Annotated in this window: 22 protein-coding genes; 6 read left to right on the forward strand and 16 right to left on the reverse strand. The window is 48.4% G+C overall.

Features of this window, described 5'->3' with window-relative positions:
- Window positions 1–69: 69 nt before the first annotated feature.
- From BK126_RS22575 to BK126_RS22585, 3 genes are read right to left on the reverse strand one after another with little or no spacing between them, the layout of a single operon-like run.
- Window positions 70–1335, reverse strand: a complete 1266-nt coding sequence (locus BK126_RS22575; RefSeq protein WP_076314793.1) for an ABC transporter substrate-binding protein — start codon at window positions 1333–1335, stop codon at window positions 70–72.
- Between the two features lie 51 nt (window positions 1336–1386).
- Complete coding sequence (locus tag BK126_RS22580; protein WP_076314794.1) at window positions 1387–2223, reverse strand: carbohydrate ABC transporter permease; 837 nt, start codon at window positions 2221–2223, stop codon at window positions 1387–1389.
- A 1-nt stretch (window position 2224) separates the two neighbouring features.
- Window positions 2225–3106: a carbohydrate ABC transporter permease gene (locus tag BK126_RS22585; protein ID WP_090725717.1), complete on the reverse strand. Its 882-nt coding sequence runs from the start codon at window positions 3104–3106 to the stop codon at window positions 2225–2227.
- Window positions 3107–3332: 226 nt separating this feature from the next.
- On the opposite strand from BK126_RS22585, the gene BK126_RS22590 reads away from it, so the two are divergent.
- Entirely contained in the window at window positions 3333–4094 is a 762-nt protein-coding gene (locus BK126_RS22590; RefSeq protein WP_076314795.1) for a tryptophan-rich sensory protein, read from the forward strand.
- A gap of 140 nt (window positions 4095–4234) precedes the next feature.
- On the opposite strand, the gene BK126_RS22595 is transcribed toward BK126_RS22590, so the two are convergent.
- From BK126_RS22595 to BK126_RS29655, 5 genes are all read right to left on the reverse strand, one after another.
- The gene (locus BK126_RS22595) at window positions 4235–4615 is read right to left on the reverse strand and encodes a RidA family protein (protein ID WP_076314796.1); all 381 of its coding nucleotides are present in this window, start codon (window positions 4613–4615) and stop codon (window positions 4235–4237) included.
- 72 nt (window positions 4616–4687) lie between these two features.
- A complete protein-coding gene (locus BK126_RS22600; protein WP_076314797.1) occupies window positions 4688–5362 on the reverse strand; it encodes an oxidoreductase in 675 nt (224 codons plus the stop codon).
- 207 nt (window positions 5363–5569) lie between these two features.
- On the reverse strand, window positions 5570–5770 hold the full coding sequence (locus BK126_RS22605; protein ID WP_047911464.1) for a CsbD family protein: 201 nt from the start codon (window positions 5768–5770) through the stop codon (window positions 5570–5572).
- A gap of 124 nt (window positions 5771–5894) precedes the next feature.
- A complete protein-coding gene (locus BK126_RS22610; protein ID WP_076314798.1) occupies window positions 5895–7376 on the reverse strand; it encodes an HD-GYP domain-containing protein in 1482 nt (493 codons plus the stop codon).
- 729 nt (window positions 7377–8105) lie between these two features.
- A complete protein-coding gene (locus BK126_RS29655) occupies window positions 8106–8237 on the reverse strand; it encodes a YjcZ family sporulation protein (RefSeq protein WP_218145894.1) in 132 nt (43 codons plus the stop codon).
- A gap of 112 nt (window positions 8238–8349) precedes the next feature.
- On the opposite strand from BK126_RS29655, the gene BK126_RS22615 reads away from it, so the two are divergent.
- From BK126_RS22615 to BK126_RS22625, 3 genes are all read left to right on the forward strand, one after another.
- Window positions 8350–8736, forward strand: coding sequence for a hypothetical protein (locus BK126_RS22615; protein ID WP_076314799.1), 387 nt, complete (start codon window positions 8350–8352; stop codon window positions 8734–8736).
- Between the two features lie 399 nt (window positions 8737–9135).
- Window positions 9136–9324 carry a hypothetical protein gene (locus BK126_RS22620; protein WP_076314800.1) on the forward strand — a complete coding sequence of 63 codons (189 nt, stop codon included), beginning with the start codon at window positions 9136–9138 and terminating at the stop codon, window positions 9322–9324.
- 317 nt (window positions 9325–9641) lie between these two features.
- Entirely contained in the window at window positions 9642–9839 is a 198-nt protein-coding gene (locus tag BK126_RS22625; protein ID WP_047911460.1) for a hypothetical protein, read from the forward strand.
- 166 nt (window positions 9840–10005) lie between these two features.
- Here the strand turns inward: BK126_RS22625 and BK126_RS22630 are convergent, their stop codons facing one another.
- Window positions 10006–11520: a sulfatase family protein gene (locus BK126_RS22630; RefSeq protein WP_076314801.1), complete on the reverse strand. Its 1515-nt coding sequence runs from the start codon at window positions 11518–11520 to the stop codon at window positions 10006–10008.
- Window positions 11521–11662: 142 nt separating this feature from the next.
- Window positions 11663–11962: an MTH1187 family thiamine-binding protein gene (locus BK126_RS22635; RefSeq protein WP_076314802.1), complete on the reverse strand. Its 300-nt coding sequence runs from the start codon at window positions 11960–11962 to the stop codon at window positions 11663–11665.
- A 689-nt stretch (window positions 11963–12651) separates the two neighbouring features.
- Between BK126_RS22635 and BK126_RS22640 the strand changes: the two genes are divergently transcribed.
- Together BK126_RS22640 and BK126_RS22645 are read left to right on the forward strand one after the other, a co-directional pair.
- Complete coding sequence (locus tag BK126_RS22640) at window positions 12652–14988, forward strand: ribonucleoside-diphosphate reductase subunit alpha (protein ID WP_076314803.1); 2337 nt, start codon at window positions 12652–12654, stop codon at window positions 14986–14988.
- Window positions 14989–15003: 15 nt separating this feature from the next.
- Window positions 15004–16035 (forward strand): ribonucleotide-diphosphate reductase subunit beta, encoded by a 1032-nt coding sequence (locus tag BK126_RS22645; protein WP_076314804.1) that lies wholly within the window; start codon window positions 15004–15006, stop codon window positions 16033–16035.
- Window positions 16036–16158: 123 nt separating this feature from the next.
- On the opposite strand, the gene BK126_RS22650 is transcribed toward BK126_RS22645, so the two are convergent.
- From BK126_RS22650 to kdpB, 6 genes are all read right to left on the reverse strand, one after another.
- Complete coding sequence (locus BK126_RS22650; protein WP_076314805.1) at window positions 16159–17967, reverse strand: S9 family peptidase; 1809 nt, start codon at window positions 17965–17967, stop codon at window positions 16159–16161.
- A gap of 145 nt (window positions 17968–18112) precedes the next feature.
- Window positions 18113–18529 carry a metallothiol transferase FosB gene (gene fosB, locus BK126_RS22655; RefSeq protein WP_076314806.1) on the reverse strand — a complete coding sequence of 139 codons (417 nt, stop codon included), beginning with the start codon at window positions 18527–18529 and terminating at the stop codon, window positions 18113–18115.
- Window positions 18530–18676: 147 nt separating this feature from the next.
- Complete coding sequence (gene ssuE / locus BK126_RS22660; RefSeq protein WP_076314807.1) at window positions 18677–19231, reverse strand: NADPH-dependent FMN reductase; 555 nt, start codon at window positions 19229–19231, stop codon at window positions 18677–18679.
- A gap of 125 nt (window positions 19232–19356) precedes the next feature.
- Entirely contained in the window at window positions 19357–21630 is a 2274-nt protein-coding gene (locus BK126_RS22665; protein WP_483310678.1) for a histidine kinase, read from the reverse strand.
- A gap of 57 nt (window positions 21631–21687) precedes the next feature.
- A complete protein-coding gene (gene kdpC / locus BK126_RS22670; protein WP_076314809.1) occupies window positions 21688–22263 on the reverse strand; it encodes a potassium-transporting ATPase subunit KdpC in 576 nt (191 codons plus the stop codon).
- A 15-nt stretch (window positions 22264–22278) separates the two neighbouring features.
- Window positions 22279–24303 (reverse strand): potassium-transporting ATPase subunit KdpB, encoded by a 2025-nt coding sequence (gene kdpB / locus BK126_RS22675; RefSeq protein WP_076314810.1) that lies wholly within the window; start codon window positions 24301–24303, stop codon window positions 22279–22281.
- Window positions 24304–24338 lie beyond the last annotated feature (35 nt).

A 24338-nucleotide genomic window follows, 5' to 3' on the forward strand; every position in this document is an offset into this window, starting at 1 on the left:
TTACGGAGCCGTCTCTAAGCCATCTCTTACGTTTTCTCTATATCTATGGTATCCATACGCTTACTTCATCTACTCCTTAAGGCTATCCCAGCTCTTCTGCATATCCTCCAGCAGCTTCGCCGGGTCCGGATTTGCAATGTAGGCCTGCATCACAGCACCATACTCCTGCGGCACACCTTCCGGAAAACGGTTGAAGTTCCAGCTCAGCAACTTATCCTGATCACTGTAATTTATAATTTCTGCCGCCAGATCTCCGAGCACCTCACCGTCAGCCGTCACGCTCTTAAAGGCCGGAATAAACTTGAATTCCTCAGTCATGTACCGCTTACCTGTCTCCGAGGTTACGAGCCATTCCAAGAAGTCCTTCGCCTCTTCCTTCACCTCAGAGTTCTTGTTAATCACATAGTTGTTCGGTACGCCGACAAAAAGCTTATCATACACCTCAGCATCTTCGCCGATTGGCATTGGCAGAATGCCGAGGTTCAGATCCGGGTTGATTCCATCGATCTGCACTTGTGTCCAGTTCCCCTGCTGCATCATTGCAGCCTCACCCGTAGCAAAGAGAGTGACCTGCGTATTATAGTCTGTCGTCAGCGGGTTCTTATTCCCATAGGCAAGGGTCAGATCGAGCAGATTAACCCAGTCTTCAAAAATAGCATTGCCCGGAATCGTCTCTGTTCCCGCATTCAGACCATCAATAAAGGCAACCGGATCCGGCTGATGCGCAAAGGGAACGTTGGCATTGTGATTCCCGAGCACCCACCACTCCTGATAACCATTCGAGAATGGCACGATGCCGGCATCCTGCAGCTGCTGTGCCACGGCTTCAAGCTCTGTCAGTGTCTTCGGAAGCTCGGTGATCCCAGCCTGCTCGAACAAGTCCTTGTTATAAATAAATCCATATCCTTCAAGCCCAAGCGGCTGACCGTACAGCTTGCCATCCTTCGTCATCGGCTCTTTGGCGACTTCGATGATATCATCTACCCACGGCTCATTCGACAGATCTTCAAGAGAATCAATCCATGTGTCCAGCTCACGGTAACCGGCAACGTTGAAGATATCCGGATGCTCTGTACCTGCGAACTTGGTCTTCAGCGCTGCACTATAGTCACTGCCGCCGCCGACCGTCTCAATTTCGATATTGATATGCGGATGCTCCGCCTCATACTCCGCAATAAGCCGATCGAAGGCCTCCGCAATTTCCACCTTGTATTGAAAAATCTTAATCGTCGTCTTTCCATCCTCAGTGCCGCTGCCTGACTCTCCGCCACAGCCGGATAGAACGACAGCACATACCCATACCAGCGTAAACAAGAACAACCCTTTTCTCTTCAAGACGAATTCCTCCTCATATGAATTAACGTGATTGATTCACGGAATCGATGCTTAACCTTTGACCGAGCCTGCTGTAATCCCCTGAATGATGTGCTTCTGCATCAGCAGGAAGAACAGGATGACCGGTGTGATCCCTAGTACCAATGCTGGCAGCGCCAGATCCCACTGCTTGGTGTATTGACCGAAGAAGGCATAGGTTGCGATCGGAATTGTATGCAGCTCAGCATCCTGCAGCACAATGGATGGCAGCAAGTAATCATTCCAGATCCACAGTGTGTTCAAGATGATAATCGTGACATACATCGGTCGCATGAGCGGATATACAATTCGGAAAAATACGCCGTAGGCATTGCTGCCATCCACTCTTGCTGCTTCCTCGATCTCGACAGGCACGGACTTCACAAATCCGTGGAAGAGAAACACCGACATTGGAACCCCGAAGCCGAGGTAACAGATAATAAGTCCCCAATGGCTGTTCATCAGACCTACCGTACTCGTCACTTTAACAAGCGGAATCATAATGGATTGGAACGGAATAACCATCGCCGCAACGAACAGCGCAAACAGTAAACGATTAAATTTGGTGTTGTGCCGAACCATCCGGTAGGCGGTCATCGAGCTGATCAGCACAAGCAGCAGATTACTGATAACGGTTACAATTAAGGAGTTCGTAAGCACCTTGGGAAAATGAGTAATCTCCCATGCTCGTTGATAGTTGCTCCACTCGAACGCCTGCGGCCAGGCGGCTGCATTGGTCAGCAGATCGCCAAACGTTTTGACCGAATTCACGAACAGAAAATAGAAAGGAACAAGAAAGATAAGAGCCAGCAGAATCATCATAATCTCCGTTATGAACGTGCCAACTCGATAGCTTTTTGTAGATTCCATCTTAGGCTTCAACCTCCTTGCTCTTCGTCACTCGAACCTGAATGAACGTAATAATGGCTACGATAATGAAGAAGATCAGAGCTTTAGCCGTACCCAGTCCGTACCTGCCGTTCACAAACGCCTCGTTGTATATATTCAGCGCCACCGATTCGGTCGAACGGAAAGGTCCACCCTTCGTAAGTGACAGGTTGAGATCAAACATTTTGAAGGACCAGGAGATGGCGAGGAACAAACATACGGTAACCCCTGGCATAATGAGCGGTACGATGATGCTCTTCAGAATCTGTCCCTTGCTCGCGCCGTCGATTTGAGCCGCTTCAATGACTTCATGGGGAATGTTATTCAGTGAAGATATGTAGATTACCATCAGATATCCGGCCGTCTGCCACACAAAGACGATCACAATCGCCCAGAAGGCTGTCGGCTCATCTCCAAGCCAAGGAAGATTAAAGAAGCCAAGCCCTGTCGCTTCCCCTACGGATGCGAAGCCACGGACAAAAATGAACTGCCAGATAAAACCGAGCAGCAGACCGCCGATGACATTCGGCATAAAGAAGATCGTGCGCAGGACATTTTTCGTCTTGAGCGGTCTAGTTAGAAAATAAGCAAGAAAGAAACCAAGCACGTTCGTCAGCAGCACACCGGCAAGTGTAAACCACGCTGTAAACGTGAAGGATTTGAGAAAGGCGGGGTCATCCGTAAAAATCTTTACGAAATTTGTTAGTCCAGCCCACTCCGGCTCGCTGGCTGCCCCATTCCAGTTTGTGAAGGAATAGTACATCCCCAGCAGAAAAGGAGCCACAATAATGAGAAGGAAAAAGATAAGTGAAGGACCGACAAAGATAAGCTGCTGCAGCCACTGTGAAGACCTTTTGCTAATCACGCTGGCCAAGCCCCCTTTCAAGTAGCAATATTGTATCTCTAACTATCTTTAACCCATATGAATGGAAATGAATGAACATTACGGAAAAATAAAACTTTTGATGCATATCATTACTTGTCTGCTCTTTTGCATACACTTATTTTGAACGTGAATTTATTGGGTAAGGATATACAGGAGTACTTAATTAACCATAGAGTCAAATTTTATAATTGCGAGGAGGACTTTTATGCTGCGCACCACTAACGGGAACCCTTATAAATGGCTTAACGTCATCGGATTTGTACTTGTGATCGTCATGAACGTGCTGGCCAACCTGCTGCCGATTGGCGGTAGAACCACTTCGGAGGTGTCTGCTCTATATCCTGTACTGATTACACCCGCCGGATATGCCTTTGCCATCTGGTCTGTCATTTATGCCTTACTAGCCGGTTTTATCATTCTGCAGTTCCTGCCGTCCCAGAAGCAGCGCAATACGGCGGCAGTCCTTAAATTCTGGTTCTTCATCAGCTGTCTGGCGAATGCAGGCTGGATTGTCCTCTGGCAAAATCTCTGGTTCGGCTGGTCCGTACTCGTCATCTTTATTCTGCTGTTCTCTTTGAGCCAAATGTATGTGCGTGTCATGGCACTTCAAAATCTAACCACAGGTGAAAAATGGTTCGTTCAGCTCCCCTTCCGGATCTATCTCGGTTGGGTCAGTGTGGCATCGATTATCAATGTGACGGTTTGGCTTAGCAAGCTGGGATGGGATGGATTCGGCCTTGGGGATGAGACCTGGGCGATCCTTCTCCTGTTGATTGGAGGCATTGTAGCCCTGGCGGTCAGCTTCTCCTATCATGATGCGATACTGCCGCTTGTCTTCGTATGGGCATATATTGCGATTAGTGTTAAGCAATGGGATATCAGCTCAGTAGCCTATACGGCTGCTGGAATTGCAGCCTTGCTGCTGATCTACTCGATCTGGCTGTTCTTCTCCAAACGAAGACAGTAGTGCTGCATATAAAAAGAGAAGGACCGTCTGCCCTGTCAAAACAGGGGAGGCGGTCCTTCTCTTTTTTTCTTCTACGATAGTTCTGTCAGCTCTCACGTCGTAGCTCTTGTATGAATCAAGCTCTCGTGTCGTAGCTCTTATTATTTCTTAAGCGTAATCGTCTCGATTTCGACCAGTGCATCCTTCGGCAGGCGTGCGACCTCAACTGCACTGCGTGCAGGATAAGGCTGGTTGAAGAACGAGCTGTACACCTCATTGACACGAGCAAAATCATTCATGTCCTTCAGGAATACCGTCGTCTTCACCACTTGATCCAAACTTGAGCCTGCTGCTTCAAGAATGGCCTTCACATTCTCAAGGGAGAGACGAGCCTGCTCCTCAACGGTATCACCAAATTCCCCTGTCTGCGGATTAATGCCGAGCTGTCCGGAAGTAAAGATAAAACCTCCCGCTTCGACGGCCTGGCTATAAGGTCCAATGGCTCCAGGTGCATTCTCTGTGGAAATCATGTTCTTACTCATATGTATCTCCTCCTCTTATTTTGTTTATCCAAGCTTTGCTATAGTCATTGTAGTCAAAGGAAGCAGGCTTGTCTATTGATGTTGTTCGGCCAGCTTCCAAATGTCTTTGTTCGAATGGCGATAGACTCCGCTCTGATCCCTTAGTGCTGCTATAATCATCGCCTTCGCAACATGAGTAACCGGCATCGCCCGGTACTCCCGGCCTTTTCCTTTACGAAGAAGCGGATCGGCTAGTGTCAACATCCATTCACTCATCTTCTCCCCTATGCGCTTCTCTTCTCTGTCGCCAAGCAGCAAGGATGGTCTAAGAAAATGAACACCGCGATAGCCAAGTCTCGCGATATCGTCCTCAAACTCTCCCTTCGTTCGGAGGTAGAAGATGCGTGAGGTACTGTCGGCCCCCATGGAGGTCACAGCGATCATCTGCTTCGCCCCATGAGACAACGCGAGTCTGGCTGCAGTAACGGGGTACTCCAGATCAACTTTGCGGAACGCCGCCTGCGATCCTGCCTTCTTGATGGTCGTGCCCATACAGCAGAACAATTCGTCTGCTCCAATGAAGGCCTCCTCATGCCTTTCAAGCTCGTCCCAGTTCACAATCACTTGAGACAGTTTAGGGTGGGATATCGGAAGCTCCTGTCTCACGAGCGCGGTAACCTGTTCATATTCATCATGTGCGAGCAGCTGTGATACGAGCTGCTTGCCAACCAATCCAGTAGCCCCAATGACTAATCCTTTTCGTCCCACTAGCTAGACCTCCTGAAAAACTCACTTTTCCCTATCATACCATGCAAAGAGAGCACAAATCCTCTATGGGATCTGTGCTCTCTAAATTTGGATTCATCGTTATGAAATTGATGCATTAAAGCTTCTATATAGAATGAACTGAATATCTCATAGTTACATGCCCTTAGCTTTAGCTGAGGCTGGACCCGAGCATGAGTTCAAACTAAATTAACGGTACGTTCTGCTCCAGTTATCATATTCCTTCTCGGCTTCGTCGCGGGAGTGACCATATCGCTCCTGAAGCTTGCCGACCAGCTTGTCCTTCTCACCATCGATGACATCCAGATCATCATCTGTCAGCTTACCCCATTGCTTCTTGGCTTCGCCCTTCACTTGATTCCATTTACCTTTAAATACGTTGTTATCCATTCTTCTCATCTCCTTGTCTGTATGGTGATCCCAAGTTCCTAGAGACTAGAAAGTATGTCACCAGCGTGTTATATTCTTAACCCAAATCGGGGTCGTTGAATCGACAAAGTAGGAGATGAAGTTCTTAACAGCAGGATGGTCTGCACCGGTACTGGTTTACAAATATCCCTGCAATGATCGGGTCCCACTGTGTCCCTCGGCCCTGCTCCAGTATAGAGATGGCCTCCTCATCCTTCATCCCTTTGCGGTAAGGCCGGTCTGAGGTCATGGCGTCGAAGGCGTCCGCCACTGCGATAATTCTGCCAAATAGCGGAATCCGCTCTCCAGCCAGCTGATCCGGATATCCCTTACCGTCATAACGCTCATGATGGGAACGCACCCCGGACAGGAACGGCTTAATCGACTGCGCCGGCTGTACATGCTGCAATATAGATTCGCCAAGCACCGGGTGACGCTGAATTGTCAGATACTCCTCTTCACTGAGCTTACCTTCCTTCAGGAGCACCATATCGGGGATGCCTACCTTTCCGATGTCGTGAATAAGCGCAGTTTTGTAGAGGGTATCAAGCTCTTCCTCTGCAAGCCCCAGCTTGCGGCCAATCATGACCGAGTATTCTGCCACCCGCATAGAATGACCCGCAGTATATGGATCTCTGGCGTCCAGCGCTGCCGATAGTGTACAAAAATAGCTGTCCTGCAGCTGCTTCACCAGCTCGTCTCTCTCTTTCAGCTCTAGACTTAATCGATTAAACCCTTCTGTCATAGAGTAGAATGCCGAATGACAGGTGCTTGGTTCGATCTGTCCATCTTTTGTTTGCGAGTCCTGTTCTACAGCCTCCAGCGTATCTCGTTTTATAAGACAAGCTGCTGCAAACATAGAGAAACCGATGCCAAGCAGCAGAAGCCATACGCCAAGTCCGCCGGCATACTCCCTCATGACAATTTCAGAAAAATAAAATTGTTGAACTTCAGTTATAAAGAATATGAGCAGCAAAGGATACATGATGATAATAAAGGTCGTCCTCATCCCTGTTGTGGAACCAAGAGAAACGAACTGTTTCCCTGTATAAGTCAGCAGGGCTCCGATTGCCTTCGCTTTATTTTTAACAGCTGTTATGTAAGGTCTAATCGCTCTCGTTGTCATCATAAAGTCAATGATGGCATGCAGGTGAGCAGCGAAAAAAAGGCTTATTACAATATATAAAGTATGTATAAATGATAGATGGAGAAGATCTAATCGCCTCAGGATCGTGCTCAGCAGCACGACAGGTAAAGACAAGCAAATATAATGAGGGTACAGTATCCGACAGAAGGCATAAGTCGGCAAGGTGTGGAGAAAATCATACGCTTGCTGAAGACCTGTGCCGGTCTCCACTTGAAGCTGTATATCTCTATACGGTCTAACCTGCCTGAAGATAAGGTATATTCCAATCAACAGTGAAAGAAGTAATGCGGCAGTCAAGATCCATGCCAAATAGCGGGACTCTGCCGCATGCAGATGAAGCGTTAAAGATCGTATAGACAGAAGCGCCAGTACAGCAGTTGCAGCCCAGCTAGCGATGTAGTTAACAGCCAATCTTTTGCGCAGCGCTTGATACCGTGGCAAGATGAATACAACCTCGCTTTCCCTAGAAGCTTATTCTCAAGTTCTATTATAGCCCAGAAGTCCCAATTTCGAGAATAAGCTTTTTCCTGTTTTCCCTGAAGAAGTTCTTTATTTGTAAATTGCTGTCATCTATGATATACTAGGTAGTATTATGAATATTTAACCCCATTACATTCCTCTTTGAAGGTCATGCATTTATTCGCGGCTGACATAAGAATAATGCATATGATCCGGATTAAGATAACTCTTCATTTAACCCCATGGAGTAATCGCGTTATAACCCAAACACGAGATTTTATGATTTTCATTCAAACTGGCGCGGTCATCGGAGCCGTAAGGACAAAAGAGAGGCAGGGCTTTTGTTGTGTGAAATGTAAGTAGAGGAATACAATGCAGCAGTAGTTTCTACGCTACTACGAAGTGCAGCATTAGAATATAGGTTAAATTTATATTGCTTAACCAAGCCGCTTTTGATCATTTAGACGAGGGCGACCTTGGGAGCACAAACATTAAGCCCCCGAGCATACATCGCACGGGGGCTGTCCAACATTCTATGGCATACAGCATATACTGATTGAATTCACATGGTCACGAGCACGGCTCTCTGCTTATGGAGACGACTATGTATACTTATTCAAGGCAGTACGATTACATCGTGTACTCTCTGCCAAAACTTCAGGCCTGCCCAAATAAGCAGGCAGACCTTAAGTTTATATCATGGTCAAATCATTACCAGCAGAAAGCTTTAACGATAATAACCAAGAGAATAAACAATACCAAGATTGCACCGAGGGATTTACCTCCATCGTAACCGCCGAATCCGCCTACTTGGCCGCCGTATCCGTATCCTACTTCGCTCATTGTAACTCCTCCTTTCTGTTTACTACACTCATACCATATGTTGCTCGGCTCTGTTTCGACCGGGCTTTTTGCCCTTTTATTTAATTTCGTGCTGTCGTTTAATCAGAATGTGATGGTGATCGGTGATCAGGATGGGGACGACCAGGGTGGAATAAGTGGGGAGATGAAGCTTGCGGGTGTGGTCCATGGGGATAGGACGGATGAGGTAGGTGGTGAGGGACTCCTTGGAGATGTGGTCCATTGGGATGATGCAGAAGCGGTTGTTGTTGAGGTCTTCCCTGAGGATGAGGGCCATTCGGACCTGGCGGATGGTGCGGGTATTGATGTGGTGCCTGCTGAACCTGCGGCTTGTTCGGTAATCCCTGCGATGATCCCTGAGGATTCGGTAAGGCTTGCACAGTTTGATTCACTCCCGCTGGGGCCGTTTGATCCAGATTCATCTGCTTCAATCTCTGCCCAAGCTCACCCAATGCAGCCTTATATTTCTTCGGCAGATTGAGCTGGTCGGATTGATCAAGGAACTGCACGATCAGACCGTGCATTTTCTGCTTCTTCTCAGGCTTCACCTCTTTAAATATGTCGACAACCCCATCCTTCATCTCAATTAAGGTACTGCATAGAGCCAAGAACTGCTCCGGGGATAAGTTCTCCAGGAGCTTCGATGACAATAGAGAAAAAGCATTAGAGGCAGCTTCACGCTTTGCTGACTTCTTTGTCCTTTTCCTGATCGGAGCCTTTGACACTTTCCTTCTTATACCGGTTTGCTGTTTATTCACGGGCTTCTCTCCTTTCGGGTAAATATCACTTGGGAAAGCACCCTTTTTTAGAACGCCTTCCTATGAGCATTCATAAACTAGAAGAAAGAACGGAGGCATCTTGAGCAAAGAGGGTGACGCGGATGAAAAAAAGCAGCATATCAAGCAAGAATAGAAACAGTAATGGCAACACTGCGGAAGAAGCTGCAGAAAATAAGATCGAATACTTAGCCCTGATCGCTGCTATCCTTGCATTCATTGCTGCAGGCATCGGACTATATATAGCGATGAAAGATCTATACCTGCCGAACGTAACAGAGGTTATTACTTGATGCAGAAAATTCACATTACCTAGAGTAGCTTATGCGATCCCTCATCAATTGATATGGGCAGTCGTTTCACGATAAGAAGAATAGCGGGAAGGTTTTCGGCTGATTTTTTTATAGTTCATTCGATCTGGCCAGAGCTTATCCCGCATTTTTGTATATAACTGAAATAAGCAGCTCTTCGTGGAAAAAAGAGGATGTTTTTTTATCTTAAAATTAAGTATAATCAAATTACTTAACTGTTTTTTTGTTCCATTATTATCATTTGCGACCATCTAGTCGATACATAGAGTATGTAATATTTTTGGAATGGAGGGATTCTCATGCTTGACACACTGAAATATGCAGAAGATAAAGGATACAGCGTATGCTTAGTGATGCATAACGGCACATCCTACTTCGGTGAAATCGAAATCAGCCCTGATTCAGAGAACCTGGTCATTATCTGTGACCAAGGACGGATATCAGCTAACATACATGATATTAAACACTCCTCTACCATCGTTGCTGCTCACTTCTAAAGTTCGATCTGCACCCACTGCACAAAATTTTACATCAAGATATTGACATACAAGCACCTATATAGCTCTAAACGACCAAAGAAGCGAGCGCTATTACAGCGTTCGCTTCTTTATGTGAATCTATCTGCAATAATAGGTTGGCATAATACAAGGACATCCACAGCGCTTACGCAAGCGGTGACAAGCCGCCCTTATCGTACAGCACGGGTCCCTTAGACCATGCAACAGCAAGATGCATCAGCAGCGCTGTCTTTAGCGTTTCCCGAATTCCCGCATGCTCCTCCGCTTCATACAGGTTAACCCACTCACCAGGATCAGCCGCAAGGTCATACAGCTCTCCCTTGGTGTGCTGTACTCTTGAGGCAGCATCCCGCACCGATCCCTCAATATACAAGATCAGCTTCCACTCCTTCGTCCGCCACATATAGGCCGGTGCGGAATGCGGTGCGCTGACTCCTTTTCCGTGGAATTCACAGAATGTCCCTTGCCGCCTCAAGTCTCCCAGCAGATCAAATCCCGGCAGCATGGGATTGCGCGGCAATCCAGCAGCAACGCTTAGCGTAGGAACGAGATCGACAAGCTCTGCCGGACGGTCATCGATGGTACCCCGCCGCGCTTCAGCAATCCACGAGCCCGATAAGATCAATGGCACCCGGACACTTGCATCATACAAATTATATTTAGAGAACCGGAATTGCCGTTCAGCGAGCATTTCTCCGTGATCCGAAACAAAGACGATCAGCGCATCCTCCAGCCTTCCCAGCCGTTCAAGCTTCTCAAGCGCCAAGCCAAAGTAATGATCGAGCCAGGAACAATTGGCAAAATACCGGAGTGTTGTACGTCTGCGCTCCTCTTCGCTCATCGCAAGGAATACCTTTTTCTTGTCCAGATAGGACTCCCTGCTTCGGCTGTTAAGTTCATCTGATGCTGCAAGGTGAGTATTCTCTTCGTCGAGCCATGGGGGCTGCGGAATATCCGGGATATCGGCAATAGAGTACAAATCCTCGAATGCCTTAGGAACATTTAAGCCGGCATGGGGTTTAAGAAACGACAGATAGAAAAAAAGCGGACGATCCGGATCTACACCTTCATCCAGGAACTTGAGACTTTGCTCGGCGACCCATCCGTCACGATGCTGCTCCATTGGTACCCGGCTGGTCATGCCTATATAACCGTGAACATTCTCCTCACCACTGCCAAAGTGAGCCGTTTCACTGGTGTAAGCTTCAAGATAATCGGGATGGGTGTCGCCCATCATGATTGCATTCTCCTCGTAATGTCCGCTGTCCCGCGCAAGTCCTACGGCCCTCACCTCAAACCCGCGGGCAGAAGGAATCTCCGTCCGCTCGCTGTGATTCCAGTGCGTTTTCCCGAATCCAGCTGTCTGATATCCTGCCTTGCGCATCAATTCGGGAAGCGGATCAGAGGGCAGCCTGTCCTCATCATAAATGCCGCCGTAATTGGTTCTGACCCCTGTCTGAGAAGGATAATATCCGAACATCATGGAGGTCCGGCTGGGTACGCACATCGGAGACTGGCAAACGGCCTGACTGTATGTGATGCCCTCGGCAGCCAAACGATCTAAATTAGGCGTGTGTATATGCTCGTTAAATTTACCTATGCAATCCCAGCGCTGCTGATCTGTCATGAAAAAGATAATATTGGGCTTATCCTGCGGCATTTCCCCTTCATCCTCTCTGCATCTATTCGAGAACTTCAAGGCAAGACGGAACATTTAGACAGTCTGGTCATTATATATACTACATGTAGATGTAATCGAGTCGGGCAGGGCGCGGAAATGAATGATGAGAAGACATCAAAATCTACAGCTTCTCTCTGACTGAAGCCAGCTTCTGGGCACTGGAGGACAGCTTGTCACGGCGGTCATCAATCTTAACCGAGGTAGAGACCCGCTGTGCGCCTGCACCGAATGGGGTCTCGTGCAATGCCCGAATGGCTGCAAATATATCGTCCAGTTCACCTTCGATAATGGTGCTCATGGATGTAAGCTCGTATTGGATTCCAGGCTGCTTAGCCAGCGTACGCTGCAGCTCGGCCACATAAGGACTCAGACTTGTGCTTCCTGTCCCAATCGGAATAATAGTCACCTCAGCTATAGCCAATTATATCCCCTCCAAGTTAGTCATAATTCCAATTATTGATAATTTACCCTTTGTGGGCTCTTCGCATGATTCAACATTCTGACTTTTGTTGACGATATACCCATTGTAGCATGATCCTTGTTCACAGAAAAAAAATATTTAAGAGATTCTACTACTTCTTCCAACCCTTTTCCTTTGCGGTATGTTGGGATATTTGCTATAATCGCAAATGCGTTTCAACATCAAGGTGGTGTTTACAAGCACAACATATTGGGGTAATCTTGTAATACATCAACCAAATGTAGTGTTGAACCGGAATCGACCATTGTACGAATCTCTATAACTGTCAAGCTTTTTTTAGTAGAAATTTATGCTACTCCACAATAGGCAATTCTAGAGATTTAAGAGCTTCATGTTACGGGACAACGAACTGAGCAGGTACATATGGGCTATCCAATAATCCTATATTTACACCTTAACTCGCGTTTCCCCTGCGGACAGTATAACCATACCAGCAAGCGGGGACGCAAATGGCATTTATCTGGCCGCGAGAAAGCCGGAAAATGCTTTTTCTATGTACGATGACTTCAAGTACGATTCTCTAGCCCGAAAATTCACGATGTAGATGCAGCGAAATTCACAGCAGGATGATCTTACTTTTTTAATGCTTTACTCCATTTATCACTATCATAAGAAAGCGAGGGCTCTTCATGCCACAAGTGGTTAATAAACCAAACAATCGTCAGCTTGCCTTTGACGAGATCCGTATTTCCGTATACGCAGACCGTATTCTTGCTGATCTGCCTATGCTTGATAAAGAAAAACTCGTACGTGGTGTAACCTCAAAACTGCGCCGTGACGAAGTATCCAGTGAAGAAATCAGCAATGCCTTCTCCATGTCAGCTCTTGAGCTGGTAACCAAAGAGGAGCCGAACTGGAAATATGCAGCAGCTCGTTCACTGCTCACTTCTCTATATAAAAAAGCGGCTAACAACCGCCGTTATAAAGCATATCCGGAAGAGCCGTACGGTGCATTCTATCCACTGATCACAACACTTGTGAAAAAAGGCATCTATCGCGAAGAGCTGCTCGAGTGCTATACAAAAGAACAAATTGAAGAACTAGGCGCCACCATTGAAGCCAAAAATGACCTACTGTTTGATTACATCGGTCTCTTGACGCTGGCAGAGCGTTATCTTGCGAACGACTTTGACGGCAGAGTTATGGAGCTTCCGCAGGAGCGCTACATGGTTATCGCGATGTACCTCATGCACAAAGAGCCAGAAGACAGACGTCTTGAGCTCGTTAAGGAAGCTTACTGGGCGATGAGTAATCTCTATATGACAGCAGCTACCCCAACGATGTCCAATGCAGGTAAGAAGGTAGCCGGCCAGCTGTCCAGCTGCTTCATTGATACGGTTGACGACTCGCTGGAAGGAATCTTCGATTCCAATACGGATGTAGCACGTCTCAGCAAAATGGGCGGCGGCATCGGCGTATATCTCGGAAAAGTACGTTCCAGAGGCTCCGATATCCGTGGACATAAGAACACAAGCTCCGGCGTTATCCCTTGGATTCGCCAGCTGAACAATACGGCTGTCAGTGTAGATCAGCTCGGTACACGTAAAGGTGCGATTGCCGTTTACCTTGATGTTTTCCATAAAGACATCCTGGCATTCCTGGATCTTAAGCTGAACAATGGTGACGAGCGCATGCGTGCCCATGACATTTTCCACGGCATCTGCCTGCCGGACTTGTTCCTTGAGCGTGTAGAGAGCCGCGGCGAATGGAATCTGTTCGATCCGCATGAAGTGAAGAGAGTGATGGGCTGGAAGGATGAGAATGGCCGTGCTCTGGGTCTTGAAGACTTCTATGATGAAGAATTCGGCAAAGGCACTTTCCGTGAAAGATACGAGGAAGCGACCAATCATCCGGACCTGTCCCGCATCACGGTGCAAGCGATTGATATCATGAAGCGTGTCATGAAATCACAACTGGAAACAGGCACACCGTACATGTTCTACCGTGATACGGTAAACCGTGCGAACCCGAATCGTCACAAAGGAATGATCTACTCTTCCAACCTGTGTACAGAAATTATGCAGAATCAGTCTGCTACAACGATTGAGCAGGAAGAGCTTGTGACCAAGGACGGCGAGACCCGCATCATCATTACCAAGAAGCCGGGCGATTTCGTTGTCTGCAACCTGAACTCGATCCATCTTGCACGCGCTGTACCACATGGTGTTCTGGATCGTCTGGTTCCGATTCAAATGCGTATGCTCGATAATGTCATTGACATTAATAATATTGAAGTTCTTCAAGCACAATATACGAACAGCCAGTACCGTGCTGTCGGTCTTGGTACCTTCGGTCTTCATCACCTGCTTGCGCTTGAAGGTATTCGCTGGGAATCCGAAGAAGCAGTAACCTACAATGACAACCTGTATGAGAAGATCAGCTATATTGCCATTAAATCCAGTATGGAGCTGGCAAAAGAAAAAGGAAGATTCCCTAAATTTGCGGGATCTGATTGGGAGAACGGTAACTACTTCGCATCCCGCGGCTACACGGACGGAAGCCGTGAAGGCAAATTTGTCAGCACAGCACAGTGGAATGAGCTTGCAGCAGAAGTAAGTGAACATGGTGTACGCAACGGATGGATGATGGCGATCGCACCAAACGCATCGACTTCGATCATTGCCGGTTCCACAGCAAGTATTGACCCGCTGTATGAGCTACTGTCTTATGAAGAGAAGACAACTTACAAGATTGCGAATCCAGCACCGGATCTGTCCGAGAAGACGATTTGGTATTACAAGACTGCATTTAATATCGATCAGCACGCTTCCATTGATATGGCTGCTGCGCGTCAGCGTCACATTGACCAGGCACAGAGCTTTAACTTGTACGTGCGCCCTGATATCCGTGCAAAAGATTTCCTTGATCTTCACCTGCATGCTTGGAAGGCGGGCATCAAGTCCACTTACTACGTACGCAGCCGTGCGCTTACGATTGAGAACGAATGTGAATCATGTGAATCTTAAGGAGGCAACACCCGAATGAATGAGCAAAAGATCTTCAACACTGAGGCACCGAATAAATCCACCCGTATCATCAACGGCGAGAACTCCGGGATTCTGAACTGGAACGACATTCGCATGCCTCATATGTATAAACTCTACAAAGTGCTGCTGCTGAATTACTGGATCGCAGACGAAATTCCAATGTCCAAGGATGCTCAGCAGTTCCCGCATCTGGATGCCGAAGAACAGCGCACGTTCAAGATCAACATCGGCCTGCTGGCGGTGCTCGATTCCATGCAGACCATGTTCGTCGGGGACGTTAGAGAATACTTGACCGATTCCTCGCTTGAGGCGATCTCTGCTATTATTGCCCAGCAGGAAGTCGTGCATAATCAGTCTTATTCTTATGTGCTCTCTTCCCTCGTATCCTGGGATGAGCAGAAGGAAATCTTCGAGTACTGGAAGCATGACCCCGTCCTGCTGGAGCGGAATCGATTCATAGCGGATATTTATCAGAACTTCCGTGACGAAGCTACGCCGCAGACGTTCTTTGAGGCGCTTGTTGCCGATATGATTCTCGAAGGTATTTTCTTCTATAGCACGTTTGCTTTCTTCTACAATCTGGCACGGGATCAGAAGATGATGGGAACGGCACAGATGATCTCTTACATTCAGCGGGATGAGAACCAGCATTGCTATTTCTTCGCTGAAGTTTACAAGCAGCTGCTGGCTGACTATCCAGAGCTGAATACAAAAGAGAACATGGACTATGTCTATCGTACGATCAACCGTGCAGTAGAGCTCGAAACGAACTGGGCACACTACACACTGCAAAAAGTACGCGGCATCAATCTTCCTGAGCTTGAGGACTACATCAAGTTCACAGCGAACAAGCGTCTTCGCCTGATGGGTATGGACAAAGCGTACGAGGGCGTTGACGTCAACAGTATGCCTTGGATTAAACCGTTCTCTGATGAGGCGTTGAATGCAACGAAGACGGACTTCTTCGAAGCCAAATCCCGTAACTACGGTAAAGTCGGTGATGATAACGGATTTGACGATCTGTAAGATCATCTGTGTTCTTTCAAGCGATAAATCATTTAACGGATAAACTATTAACGATATCAAAAAGCGATCTTCCGTCTCGGCGGGAAGATCGCTTTTTTGGGTGCAGTTAGTTCAATTGGAATGTCAGGCGTGAACCTCTACACTCGCTTGATGCTTGTCGAGGAAGTCGGCCATCGCTGTATATACAAGAATTTCGTTCGCCTTACGAGAGAAGCCATGGCCCTCATCTTCCAGAACAATATATTCGACCTCTGTCCCCTGCTCCTGCAGCGCCGCAACAATCTGATCTGATTCAGCCTGTACTACGCGCGGATCATTCGCTCCCTGGATGACGAGCATCGGCTTCACCATTTGCTTCAGGTAAGTAATCGGTGAATCCTTGATCAGTCGTTCACGGTCTTTCACCGGATCTCCCAGCCACTGCTCCATCATCGGCTTCCAGGAATCCGGAACCGATTCGATGAAGGTGAATAGATTGGACGGTCCGAAGATGTCAACTGCTGCGCGGAACAGCTCGGGATGACGTCCGGCAAGCAGCAGCGTCATATAGCCGCCATAGCTGCCTCCCACGATAAATAGACGATCTGGTGAGCTTATACCCTGTTCAAACAGCCATTCGATACCTGCTACGCAGTCCAATCGAGGACCTTCACCCCAGTCCCCTTCCACCAGCTTGATGAAGGTCGCCCCATATCCTGCACTTCCGCGGAAGTTAGGCGCGAAGATGTTATACCCCCGGGCCAGGAGGAACTGGAACATCGGTCTAAAAAACTTGCCTTCTGAAGCCTGCGGTCCCCCGTGCGGCCAGAAGACCGTATAACCGTTAGCCGTTTCAGGCTTCGCCTTAAACAGCAAGGCCTCAATCTCCATTCCGTCGAAGGAGGTATAACTAACGACATCCGGGTAACACAAATCCTCTTCCGTCAGCCCCACGACGACGTTATTCGTGAGCTGCTCCCACTCCCCATTCACATGGCGGTAAATGTTGAAGGGCTTTACTGCCCCGCGGCCAAGAATGTATACATTTCCCGATTCAGCCACCGATATCTGCTCCACGAAATCAACAGGCAGAGGAACTGACGTATACCCTTCCTCACCATATGGGACAGCATACATTCGGTTCTCAATTCCCACACTCGTAACCAGATACAAAGTCTGAGACTCTTTGTGCCACTCGATGGCTCCAACCTCTTCCTGATCAAAGGCTTGGACCGTTCTCACTTCACCCCTTGAGATGTTGTATTCAGCTGCATAAGAGAATTCCTTCCCTTGGTTGGTCACAAACAGCAGCGTATCGTCATCGATAAAAGTAACACTTCTAATGACTTGCACCTCATCTTCAGGGAATACGTACTTTACCTCAGTCTCTCCATTCGATTGAATGAGCAAGGACTGATGTGTATTCGAGAACATCTTGAGATAGGCTCTTCGCTTCTCATCCGGGCTGATCGCCGCAAGATAAGTCGGCCGATCTGCTCCTTCATGAAGCAGCTCGTCCTGCCCGGATTCAAGGTCAAGGCATCTGGAATTCAGATACACCGGATTATCCTTGGAGGTGTCATAGTATATTCTTTTCCCATCCTTCGACAGCTTCACGAAATAGAACTTATCGTCTGCTTCACCGGGCACAATCTTAACCGGCTTGCCGCCGCTCGGCTTCAGCAGATACAGATGCAGATTCTCATCACCGTCTTTGTCAAAATCAGCTAATATAAACTCGCCGTTCGGGTCTGTCTTAATAAAGCTTCCTGACTGATTCTCGTATGTAAGCGGATAAGGAAAGCCGCCAGGCAGGTCCATGGCCCACAGGTTCGGCTGACCGTTCAAGTTACTGTTAAACAATAGCCTGGATTCATCCTTGGTAACCGTAAAATAGCGAATAACACTGGTTTGGAAAAATTGAGCCACGTCGGGGACAGGAAAGTTAATCATTGCGATAAAGCCTCCTTTATATTCGTTTGCTCGCTTCCTCTACATCATAATTTACGCACCCTTCACAATCAAGAAACCGGACTAATACAACGAAAAAAAGAGGCTCCTGATCATTCAGAAGTCTCTTTCCACGCGAAGTCCTGCTTCAAAAAAACTTGATATGCGGCTTATCCTCCCTATAGTAATTCATTCGGTCCTGCAATGTCCCTGTATGGAACTCAAACATATGCCCATCCGGGTCGAGAAAATATATGGACTGTTGATCTCTTGCATCCCGCTCTCTGCCTGGCAATATCTTGGCATTCACCTCTGCGAGCCGTTGCCGCAGCTCATTCAAATCCTGTTCATCTACGGTAAATGCGATATGTGTATAGGTCGGTATCGTGTAATTGCGCGGGACATTCTCCTGGTTCAATGCAATCCATATTCCGTTCAGGTCAAAGTAGGCAAGCGTACGTCCTTCAAGCAAAATTTTGGCCCCAAATACGGTTTCATAGAACCGGATAGAATGACTCAGATTGGAAACTGAAAAACAAAGATGATTAATACCTTGGATATTCAAGCTATGGCTCACCTCCGTTAAATAGGATACACTCCTATAATACCATATATAACCATGTCTTATTTCTTGACCCTCTCGCTTACAGAATTCACTTATAAAAAAGTCCAGCTGACGACGTTCATCAACTGGACTTCTCTATTCATATGCTTATTTCAGACTCTTCTGGGTCTCTCGAAGCTGAATTTCCTCGGTAAATTCCTGGATTCCGGCTTGCAGACGCTCTACCAGGTCTGGAGCAATATCCAGGCCCCCTTGATCATTACGTGCAACCTGTGCATCCACCGTATAAACACCAGCCAAAATATGACGAGCACCGAGCACGGAAAGTACAGGCTTCAGTGCATAATCCATCGTCAGCAGATGCGCCAGGCTCCCTCCAATAAAGAGCGGAAGGATGGTCTTGCCGGCAAGACCCCGTTCCGGAATCAGATCCAGGAATGTCTTGAGTACGCCTGTATATGAAGCCTTGTATACCGGGCTCGCAATAATCACGGCATCTGCTTCAGCAACAATACCGTTCGCCTTCACGATCGGCTCACTCTCAAATTTCGTATGAATCAGGTCTCCTGGCGGGAGCTCAGCAACGTTAATGCGTTCGACTTCAAAGCCTGCTTCTCTAAGACTATTTTCTGCAAACTCGATAACAGCATTGATCCGGGAAGTCAGGGAAGGGCTTCCGTTAATGACAGCGATTTTGGCCACGTTATTCACCTCTGATAAATATTTGAATTTCGTATCTATTGTTAATTCCTACTTATTTTCTTGGTATATTGTAACATGATTCCCCTTTCCGCTGTCAACCTGGGGAACAAGCTGTATTCTGTGTATTACATGTCCTTTGCCACGATCAGTAGATCAATATGCCGTGCATTACGTACCAGATGATGGGCAACGCCTCTTCTCCTGCTTGATCCCATTAATCGATAGCGATGCCTGGACTGGCCTGCAATGATCTGTGTGGCCTTATCCTGGTTTGCCAATTGAATCAGCAGCTCCGGCACCTCACTTTGATCATCTGCCTGAACGATACGGAAGACTCCTCCAAGCCGCTCTGTCATCAATTTCAACTGTTCCAGCCTATGCTCATACTCCTTATGCAAGGAGGTATCCCGATCCGTAACTTGTACATGATTCACGTACCAGACCGCTTTGAGCCTGTGCGCAATTCGAAACCCTCGCCTGATGAGACGAGCTGCCTCTTCGTGTGCATCTACACAGACATGAATTACCTCTTCCCTGCGCCATGGACCGCGGAGTGAATGGTTTCGCTCCCAGGCTTCCAGTCGTTCATCCACATCATCTGCCAGCTCTCGAAGTGCAAGCTCTCTCAGCGCAATCAGATTGGCCTCTTTGAAAAAATGCTGCAAAGCCTGATCGACCTTTTCCAGAGCATAAATCTTACCCTCACGCATCCGCTTTCTCAGTGCCCTTGGCGCGACATCGACAATCTGTACCTCGTCGGCGAGGTGTAGGATGGAATCCGGCACTGTCTCTCTTACTTTAACCCCAGTGATATGCTCTACCGTATCATTCAAACTCTCTAGATGCTGAACATTCATGGTTGAGATGACAGAAATGCCAGCCTCAAGAATTTCAAGGACATCCTCATACCTCTTTCTCAACCGGCTGCCCGGGACATTGGTATGAGCAAGCTCATCCACAAGTACCACATCCGGTGCTTCCCGTAGTATCGCTTCTGTATCCATCTCCGTCAGCTCGGTCCCCCGATAAGCAATTCTCTTCCGTTCGATGAACGGAAGCTGACCTGTCTGTGCCTCTGTCTCCTGGCGTCCATGTGTTTCAAGCAGACCGATCCGGACATCGAGACCGCTGTGCCGAAGCTCATTACCTTCCCGCAGCATGGTGTACGTCTTGCCTACACCCGGAGCAGCCCCAATGTATACTTTGAAGTGTCCTCTGATGCTGTTATTATGCCGTTCCTTTATCTCTACCAGGGAGGAGCTCCCGGCAGTATTCAAGGATTTCGTAGGCAGAATCCGCTCCCCATCATGATCAGCCCGGTCCGCGACCAGAAACAAATCCACATGACGGATCTTGCGAAGCACCTCCTTAACAACGGACCCCTGCCGCAGCTCCTGAAGGAAGCTCTGCTTAGAATGACCCATGACGATGCGTGTCACTCCATTTCTTAAGGCGTAGTCAACGAGCTGATCCGGCAGCATTCGTCTTGAGCGAAGCGGCAGCTCTTCGAATTTGGCCCCAACTTTATCAGCAAGCTGAATCATCGCTTTGCGAAATGCCTCCTCCTCTTTGGTCCGTTTCCGGTCAGGGTCTACAAACGTAACAATTCGCAGATCCCCATTCAGCCTTCTTGCAATTTGCTGTCCTCTACGGATATAGATGGAGCCGTTAAAGTGATACTGGACCGATACAAGGATCCGTTCTCCCGTGCGGGAAGGCCCTGTATATCCCTGTTCTTCTCGCAGCTTGATCAAGGATTCGCCAACGCCTTCTGCCACCAGCCGCAGGGCAAGCTCACGCAGGACCGAGAGATTCCCCTCCTTCACGACGGAGGAGTGCTGATCAACCCGGAGTTTGTGCTGCTCCACCCTGCTGAGCAGCTTCTCTGGCGTTACATCTACCAGTCTTACTTCATCCGCCATCTCCAGTACATGACCAGGCAGAACCTCCGCCGCTTTGATTCCTGTCAGCTGACTGGCTGTATGCTGAACCCCTTCCAGCTCATAGACATTCACGGTCGTGACCACACTGATCCCATGCTCAAGGAGCCGCTCTACTTCCTCAAGCCGTGTTCTTGCAGCTGCATCTGGACGATTACGGTGGGCAAGCTCATCGACCAAGACCCATTCTGGACGACAGCAGAGGATGGCTTCCACGTCCAGATCCTCTGTCTCTGTCCCGCCTCGGCTCCAGATGATGCCAGGAACCCGGTCCAGACCGTTCATGAGCTGGGATGTCTCAACCCGGTCGGAAGCCGTCATGGACCCGATCACAACATGGACTCCCTGCTCACTTAACGATCGTCCCTCCAGCAGCATATGGTACGTCTTGCCTGTACCACTGGCCGCACCAATCAGGATATGCAGCCTGCCTCGGCCCTGCTTCTGAATAGCTGCCAATATTTCTTCCGGTGTTTTTCTCCGATAGGTATCGATTCAGCTCCCCTCCTGCTGCCTTTACTGATTAGAAAGCTTCGATTGAAGCTCAAGATTAAGCTCTAGGACACTCACGACAGGCTCTCCCAGGAAGCCGAATTGTCTGTCCTTGGTATGCTTGTCGACCATTTGCATAAGCTCTTCCTCAGAGATGCCGGTTTCAGCCTGGATACGTGGAATTTGTACTCTTGCCGCCTCAGGACTAATATGCGGATCAAGCCCCGAGCCTGAATTCGTGATAAGATCTGCGGGCAGCTGGCTTATGGGCACTTCGGGGTTCTCCTTCTGCCACTCTTGTAGGGAGGCTTCCATACGAGCAATCAAATCGGGATTTGAAGGAGCATAGTTGGCCGAGCCCGAGCCTGCTGCATTATACTCGATGCTGGATACTCTTCCATGAAAATACCCCGGCTCTGTAAACTGCTGCCCAATCAGCTCTGAACCGATCGGCTCTTCCTGCTCATTGTAGATCAGACTGCCATTCGCCTGATGCGGCATGGTAGATTGTGCGATGCCGGTGACCAGCAGATTGTAGCCCAGTCCAAGCAGCAGCATCAGCGCAAGGCTCACTCTCAGTGATATCATCCATACTTGCATATCTGTATCTTCCTCCTATACCCAAATGTGTACAATCAAGTCAATTATTTTGATACCGATAAACGGAGCAATGACACCGCCGACACCATAGATCAGCAAATTCTGGCGAAGCAGGCCTGCCGTGCTCATTGGTTTATACCGAATCCCCCTCATCGCCAGCGGAATCAGCAGCGGAATAATAATCGCATTAAAGATAAGCGCAGACAGGATGGCAGATGATGGTGAGCCCAGCTTCATGATGTTAAGTGCTTCAAGCTGAGGAATAGCCAGCATGAACATCGCCGGAATAATGGCAAAATACTTGGCGATATCATTGGCGATACTGAACGTCGTCAGCGCTCCGCGTGTCATCAGCAGCTGCTTCCCGATCGCGACCACCTCAATAATCTTGGAGGGATCAGAATCAAGATCGACCATATTGGCCGCCTCCTTGGCAGCAACCGTACCACTGTTCATCGCAATCCCTACATCCGCTTGGGCCAATGCCGGTGCGTCATTCGTCCCGTCTCCCGTCATCGCTACGAGCTTGCCTTCCGCCTGCTCTCGTCGAATCACCGCGATCTTATCCTCTGGGGTACTTTCCGCAATGTAATCATCCACTCCGGCCTCTCTGGCGATGGTTGCTGCGGTCAGCGGATTGTCCCCTGTACACATGATGGTCTTGATCCCCATCTCACGCATCTGATCAAAGCGCTCTTTCATCCCTGGCTTGACCGTATCCTTCAGATAGATCAGTCCGTAAATTTTACTGTCAACTGCAACTGCGAGCGGGGTCCCCCCGGCCGTTGCAATGGCATCACTGTTCGTATCCAGGTTAGAGGGGATGCTCCCCCCTTGCTCCTTCACCCATTTTTTAATGGAATCCACTGCGCCCTTTCGTACCCGTCTTCCATCAGGAAGATCCAGCCCGCTCATTCTTGTCTCGGCTCTAAAAGGTACAAACTCCCCTTTAGCCGCATGTTCATCCATCGTGATCGACATCTTCTTCATGAGCTCCAGCACCGATCGCCCTTCCGGTGTCTCATCTTTCACTGAGCTGACGGCCGACCAGTACACAAGGGATTGCTGCGTCTCATCTCCAACCGGTACAAACTCACTTGCCATTCGGTTACCATAAGTGATCGTACCCGTCTTATCCAATATAATGGTGCTCACATCCCCTGAAGCTTCCACGGCCTTACCAGACATCGCCAGCACATTAAACTGAGTAACCCGATCCATGCCTGCAATCCCGATAGCAGACAGCAGACCGCCGATGGTTGTCGGAATCAGACAGACCAGCAGAGCGATAAGGATTGGAATTTCCAGCTGGATTCCCAGATAATCCGCATAAATCGGAAGTGTAACAACAACGAGCAGGAAGATAATCGTAAGACTCATCAGCACGGTGTTTAGCGCAATCTCATTCGGTGTCTTCTGTCGCTTGGCACCTTCCACCAGGGAGATCATCCGGTCAAGGAACGACTCTCCCGGATCACTCGTAATCCGGACCTTAATCTGGTCACTGACAACTCTTGTTCCGCCCGTCACCGAGCTGAAATCCCCGCCAGCCTCCTTAATGACGGGTGCCGATTCTCCCGTAATTGCTGATTCATCGACGGAAGCCAGCCCTTCAATCACTTCGCCATCACCCGGTATCAGCTCGCCTTCTCTCACAAACACGACATCGCCTTTACGGAGCTCTGAAGAGGATACCACCTTGATATGATCGCCAGCCACCTTGTTTGCCTTAATGTCCTGCTTAGTCTGCTTCAGGCTGTCGGCCTGTGCTTTCCCCCGCCCTTCAGCAAGCGCCTCGGCAAAATTAGCGAACCAGACCGTGATCAGCAGGATCACCGTGACGGTTAGATTAAATCCCCGTGAGCCTTCCGTACCGAGCAGATCCGGCAACAGGGTCAACAGTAACGAGATCACCATACCCACTTCGACGACGAACATGATCGGATTTTGCAGCATCACCTTCGGATTCAATTTATAGACAGCTTCAAGCATCGCTCTCTGCACGAGCTTCTTGTTCAGCATTGATTTCTTTTGTCCCATTGACGAACGTTCCTCCATTCAAATAAGAGCTTTAA

It is taken from the genome of Paenibacillus sp. FSL H7-0326, from assembly GCF_001955535.1.
Classification (GTDB): Bacteria; Bacillota; Bacilli; order Paenibacillales; family Paenibacillaceae; genus Paenibacillus; species Paenibacillus shunpengii.

Coding starts and splice junctions, on each gene's coding strand:
- BK126_RS22580 (WP_076314794.1), bottom strand. CDS start 2,223: ATGGAATCTACAAAAAGCTATCGAGTTGGCACGTTCATAACGGAGATT.
- BK126_RS22650 (WP_076314805.1), bottom strand. CDS start 17,967: ATGATTAACTTTCCTGTCCCCGACGTGGCTCAATTTTTCCAAACCAGT.
- BK126_RS22590 (WP_076314795.1), top strand. CDS start 3,333: ATGCTGCGCACCACTAACGGGAACCCTTATAAATGGCTTAACGTCATC.
- kdpB (WP_076314810.1), bottom strand. CDS start 24,303: ATGGGACAAAAGAAATCAATGCTGAACAAGAAGCTCGTGCAGAGAGCG.
- BK126_RS22630 (WP_076314801.1), bottom strand. CDS start 11,520: ATGCCGCAGGATAAGCCCAATATTATCTTTTTCATGACAGATCAGCAG.
- BK126_RS22605 (WP_047911464.1), bottom strand. CDS start 5,770: ATGGATAACAACGTATTTAAAGGTAAATGGAATCAAGTGAAGGGCGAA.
- kdpC (WP_076314809.1), bottom strand. CDS start 22,263: ATGCAAGTATGGATGATATCACTGAGAGTGAGCCTTGCGCTGATGCTG.
- BK126_RS22640 (WP_076314803.1), top strand. CDS start 12,652: ATGCCACAAGTGGTTAATAAACCAAACAATCGTCAGCTTGCCTTTGAC.
- BK126_RS22620 (WP_076314800.1), top strand. CDS start 9,136: ATGAAAAAAAGCAGCATATCAAGCAAGAATAGAAACAGTAATGGCAAC.
- BK126_RS22615 (WP_076314799.1), top strand. CDS start 8,350: ATGGTGATCGGTGATCAGGATGGGGACGACCAGGGTGGAATAAGTGGG.
- BK126_RS29655 (WP_218145894.1), bottom strand. CDS start 8,237: ATGAGCGAAGTAGGATACGGATACGGCGGCCAAGTAGGCGGATTCGGC.
- BK126_RS22645 (WP_076314804.1), top strand. CDS start 15,004: ATGAATGAGCAAAAGATCTTCAACACTGAGGCACCGAATAAATCCACC.
- BK126_RS22625 (WP_047911460.1), top strand. CDS start 9,642: ATGCTTGACACACTGAAATATGCAGAAGATAAAGGATACAGCGTATGC.
- BK126_RS22595 (WP_076314796.1), bottom strand. CDS start 4,615: ATGAGTAAGAACATGATTTCCACAGAGAATGCACCTGGAGCCATTGGA.